The following is a 4,093-nucleotide window of genomic DNA, read 5'->3' as shown; positions in this document are numbered from 1 at the left end:
AGTCCGGCGATGCGGGCGATATGGAGGAGCGCTTTTTCAAGCAAGGCCATGCGCGCTTTTTGGCCCATAACTGCGAAAAAGAACTCTACCAGCTTTGCTTAAAAGGCAACCAAGTTTTCACGCTCGCCAGCGATGGTATTGTAAAACTGCTCGATCTCACCACCCAGCACGAAGTACGCAGCTTCGGTCAGAGTGGGGACTTCACGTTCTGCCTAGATGCCGACCTTGCCGCACAGAAAATCGCAGTAGGCGGCTTCGACGGCACCGTGCGAATTTTCGAGATTGCGACAGGGCAGCAGAAACGGGCCTTTTCTGCCCGGCCTGTGTCAAACCTCGCGCAGCGCCGCTAAAAAACTCTGCACCACGGGCTTCCAGTCGAAGCGCGTGTCGTAGAGCCGCTTGCCGCCCGCCCCAATACGCTGGCGCAGCTCGGGGTCACGAATCAGCTTTAAAGTCTGCGTGGCAAAAGCCGTATTGTCCCCGACGGGCGCAAGCAGGAGCGCCTCCCCATTCGCCTCACGCAAGAGAGTGTCCGTATTAATCCCATCAGTTCCCACCGTCGCGATTCCGTGCTGAAGGCTGGTCATCAGCGAGGTTCGCCGCGTGGAGACTCCATCGGTAAAGGCAGCAAGATAGACATCCATTGCGGAAAAACGCCGAGAAACCTCCTCAGCGGGAAGCGGCCCCTCGGAGCAAAGTGGCTCCAGCTCCCCCAGAGCCTCCCGTACTGCCGCACCATCGGGTCCGATATAGAGCAAGCGGGCATTTACCCCGCTTTGCCGTGCATCTCTAAGAGTCGAAGCCACCAAGGGAAGGAGACGAGAAATATGTGCGGTTCCAAAAAAACCTACGGCCACGGTATCTTCAGGAATCGCGAGGCGCTGACGAGCTTCGATGCGCTCAATCGCAACATGTGGCATTGTTGAAGCAACCGGTAGGTGGTGAACCGGGATTTTTTTGAACCAGCCGCGCGCATGATCCGCCCAAACTTGGATCGAGACGAAGAACAGATCCGCCGTGTGGCCCAAATTCCAGTACTGCGGCACCTGCCAGGTGGCCATAACCGTGAAGCGCCAGCTTACCCAACGCGGGACAAAGTTCTCATGGGTCATCACTGCCAAGCGTGTTTTCGGACAGCGGCGCTTTAGCTCCCGCAGAGTTGGGACAAGCTGGGGTGCGTAGCCACGCTTGCCGTAGAGAAACGGATTGTACTGAAGCAAGACCCAGTCGGGCTGTCGGGCAACAATCGGCTCCAGAATCGCCCGGATACCATCGGGTGTGTCCACTGAGAAGCAGGGGAGAATCGGGACAGTGGCGATCGGATCGTAGGTGGGGCCGGTGGGGACGAGTAAGCGAACCTCTGCGGAGTGTGCCAGCTCTTCGCAAAACAGGGCAGTGTAGTGCCCGATGCCATCGAACTGGGGCGGCAGGGCGGTATTGATTACGTCTATCGTCATGCGGTTCGGGTCAGGGGCAGGCGTGCGAGCAGCTCCGCAGTCGCGGGGCCGTGCGGGATCAGGCCGCCACTACGCAGAGTGCGCTCGGTGTGGAGAAGAGCTATTTTTTCCTCGGGCGCGAGTGGGGTAAGTAAATAGGCAAGCGGATCGCCCACTTCCTTGCGCCAGAGCCCGTGGCAAAGTTTCACCAGTGGCTCAGGGGCACTGTTAAGGACATCGCTGAGACGTCCCCGCGTTTCCAGGAGCCGGTGGAGCGGCAGGCCAGAGCGTAGCAGGCTGGCGTGGGCATGTACATCTCCACTCTCACTCAGCGGGGCGTAGACCGCGCGGCAGCGTGCCTGGAGGAGCCGCGGGTTTCGATGGTAGGCAGCGACCAGATCACGGCCAGAGCCCGTCACCACAAGAGCCACTTTCGCCCGGTTTGTCTCTAGCTCCGAGAGTAAGAAGCTCACGCCCTGCTGCGTCTCGACCGGCTGGTTCAGTGCACGGTCGGCCTCAGTGCGCAGCTTACTCTGGAGCCCACTGAGCGCCAGAACGCTGCGTCCCGTGAGGTAGTTGAGCTGGTGCACCGTCCGAAACCCCGCCGAGCCAACTGCCGTGTCGAGAATCACGCCGCGTAGCTCAAGCTCCGGCTGGGCATAAAGGCAGGCAAGCTCCAGCGCATCGGCGAGCTCGTCGGTGCCGTCTGTGCAGTAGATTACGGGAAGGCGCTTGCCGGGCAGTTGCTTGAAGCCAGGTAAGTGCGGCCCCACCAGCTCTGCCGCTGATTTGATTGAGGTACCCAGTAGCCCGCGCCTTGAAACTGCTTCTTGACTCATATTTCTGACACTCTACTATACCGCAGCCGATCCAACACTACCGCGAAAACAATCACCGCGCCGGTAAGCAAGCGCTTGAGGGGCTCTTGAACGCCAAGCTGTGCCAGGCCATTACCGAGAATCGCCAGCACCAGCACCCCCAAAAACGTCCCAAGCACCGAGCCGCGCCCGCCTGTCAGGCTGGTTCCTCCAATAACGACGGCAGCAATAGCGGAAAGTTCCATTCCCGTCCCCGCGTTGGGGTCCGCGCTAGAGAGCCGCGCCGCATTAAAGAGCCCGCCCAGCCCCGCTAGTGCCCCGGCGATGGCAAAGACCGTGATCTTCAGCCGCGCCACCGGGATGCCCGAGAGATAGGCCGTTTGTTCACTTCCGCCAATCGCATAGAGATTTCGCCCAAACACGGTCCGAGAGAGAACTCCCTGCGCCAGCACCACAGCGGAAATCGCCCACCAAAACGGCGGCGTGAGGCCTAGAATCCCGCCGTCGGTGAGCTTCTCGACCGGGCCGCCCAGATACTGCGTGCGCGAGTCGGTGAGCAAATAGGTCGCTCCGCGCGCCGCCTCTAGCATGCCCAGAGTCACAATAAACGACGGTAAACGAGGCAGAACCGTGACAAGGCCATTGAGAAATCCTGCGATAAGCCCCGCAGAAATCCCAAACAGCGCAGCGAGAGGTAACGGGAGCTGCCAGCGGAGCAGCGCGAGCCCGAGAACCGCGCTGGCGAGGCCCAGAATACTGCCTACGGAGAGATCAATGCCGGCGATCAGAATCACAAAAGTCATCCCAACAGCGACCAGCGCTGCCTCAGGGAGCTGATTGGCAATTGTCAGAAACGTTGTCGGAGTGAGAAAAGTCGGGGAGCGCCAGGAAAAGAAGCCACTGAGAAGCGCTATCGCCGCTAAAAGACCGCCCACATGGACGTGGGTGGCTCCGCGGGGCGGTTGGCGTTTCGCCACAAAGTCGCTCCGCGACATGCTACTTGAGCGTTTCGGCGGTGACGAGATCTACGGGCGTCTCTTTATCTACTGGGGTAGCTTTCTTGGAGAGCATTTCGAGGGCGTAGTCAATCCCAAACGCCGCGAGCTGGTCGCCGTGCTGGTCCACGGTGCAGAGAACGCTGCCAGATTTGATGAGCGCTTGAGTGGCTCCAATGTTATCGAAACCAACGATTAGTATCTTGCCCGTCTTGCCCGCGGCTTTCACGGCAGCGACAGCGCCTAGGGCCATGGAATCGTTGGCGCAGAGCAGGGCTTTGATGTCCGGGTGTGCCGTGAGCATTGCGGCGGCGAGCCTGCTGGCCTGGTCGGTCTCCCAGTTGGCAGATTGGCTGTCGGCGATGACGAGCCCCGCTTGCTTTATCGCGTCCTCGAAGCCCGCCTTACGCTGCTGTGCATTGAAGGCCGTGGGGGCTCCCTCAATAATGGCGACTTTATCGCCCGCCTTGAGCTTGGTGGCGAGATAGTCCCCAGCCAGCTTCGCGCCCTTTCGGTTATCGGGGCCAACAAAGGGTACCGTGAGCTTCTTCTCTTTCATGACAGCGGCATCAAAACGATTATCAATATTCACTACCACAATTCCAGCGGCGGCGGCTTTCTGGCAGATAGAGACAAGCGCTTTAGAGTCCGCAGGGGCAACCACAATCGCGGCGACTTTCTGCCCAATCATCTGCTCAATAAGCTGCTGCTGCTTAGCGATATCTTGCTCATCTTTGATGCCATTTGAGATTAATTTATATTTATCCTCATTAACTTGCTCATGCTTCTTCGCGCCCTCCTCCATGGTCTTGAAGAACTCATTGGCCAGTGATTTCATCACCAG

Annotated in this window: 5 protein-coding genes; 1 reads left to right on the top strand and 4 read right to left on the bottom strand. The window is 59.1% G+C overall.

The features are described from left to right. The coding region (locus ACH2EH_RS14730; protein ID WP_395142799.1) for a hypothetical protein at positions 1-350 on the top strand (350 nt) is incomplete at its 5' end. On the opposite strand, the gene ACH2EH_RS14725 is transcribed toward ACH2EH_RS14730, so the two are convergent. The 4 genes from ACH2EH_RS14725 to ACH2EH_RS14710 all read right to left on the bottom strand — a co-directional run. Further along, positions 327-1,457: a glycosyltransferase family 4 protein gene (locus ACH2EH_RS14725; protein ID WP_395142798.1), complete on the bottom strand. Its 1,131-nt coding sequence runs from the start codon at positions 1,455-1,457 to the stop codon at positions 327-329. The two genes, ACH2EH_RS14730 and ACH2EH_RS14725, sit on opposite strands and share 24 nt — an antisense overlap. Next, positions 1,454-2,275 (bottom strand): hypothetical protein, encoded by an 822-nt coding sequence (locus ACH2EH_RS14720; protein WP_395142797.1) that lies wholly within the window; start codon positions 2,273-2,275, stop codon positions 1,454-1,456. The genes ACH2EH_RS14725 and ACH2EH_RS14720 overlap by 4 nt, the downstream gene beginning before the upstream one ends. Continuing rightward, a complete protein-coding gene (locus tag ACH2EH_RS14715; RefSeq protein WP_395142800.1) occupies positions 2,272-3,279 on the bottom strand; it encodes an ABC transporter permease in 1,008 nt (335 codons plus the stop codon). Before ACH2EH_RS14715 ends, ACH2EH_RS14720 begins: the two co-directional genes overlap by 4 nt. Next, positions 3,251-4,093: sugar ABC transporter substrate-binding protein (locus ACH2EH_RS14710; RefSeq protein WP_395142796.1), on the bottom strand; the 843-nt coding region annotated here is incomplete at its 5' end. The genes ACH2EH_RS14710 and ACH2EH_RS14715, both read right to left, overlap by 29 nt.

The sequence above is a fragment of the Armatimonas sp. genome, assembly GCF_043760365.1.
In the GTDB taxonomy this organism is placed as follows: Bacteria; Armatimonadota; Armatimonadia; order Armatimonadales; family Armatimonadaceae; genus Armatimonas.
This window is presented reverse-complemented; position numbering and strand designations above follow the sequence as displayed.